1 protein-coding gene is annotated in these 506 nt (G+C 49.2%); it reads left to right on the forward strand.

Features of this window, described 5'->3' with window-relative positions; translation table 11 throughout:
* Positions 1-506, forward strand: a 506-nt coding sequence (locus F1003_RS18485) for a CLIPPER-2 domain-containing protein (RefSeq protein ID WP_438695866.1), incomplete at both ends; no start/stop codon positions are given.

Raw genomic sequence — 506 nt, forward strand, 5'->3', positions numbered from 1 at the left:
GATCCAACAGATACGACGATTCCACAGGCAGCAAGCATCGCTATAGAGAAGACCAGTAGTTTAGACCTAGGAGTTGACGGCATCGCCACACCGGGTGACATAATAACGTATACCTATACAGTCACCAACACAGGTAACACGACCTTATTTGATGTTAGTGTCACAGAAGACGCAGCGGACTTTACAGGAACAGGGACCTTACCAACACCGACCTATGTCAGTGGAGGAACAGACGAAGACGGAGAAGCCGACCTGGAAGATATGGTAGTAGGTAGTGGAACGATAGTTTACACAGCGACCTATGCGATCACTCAGGCCGATATCGATGCAGGTATCGTAACGAATCAGGCGATAGCCGATAGTGATGACCCAAGCGGCAATCCAGTAACGGACGATAGTGATGATCCAGCAGATCCAACCGGAACGGACGATCCAACAGATACGACGATTCCACAGGCAGCAAGCATCGCTATAGAGAAGACCAGTAGTTTAGACCTAGGAGTTGA

The sequence above is a fragment of the Winogradskyella ouciana genome, from assembly GCF_009709615.1.
Taxonomy (GTDB): domain Bacteria; phylum Bacteroidota; class Bacteroidia; order Flavobacteriales; family Flavobacteriaceae; genus Winogradskyella; species Winogradskyella ouciana.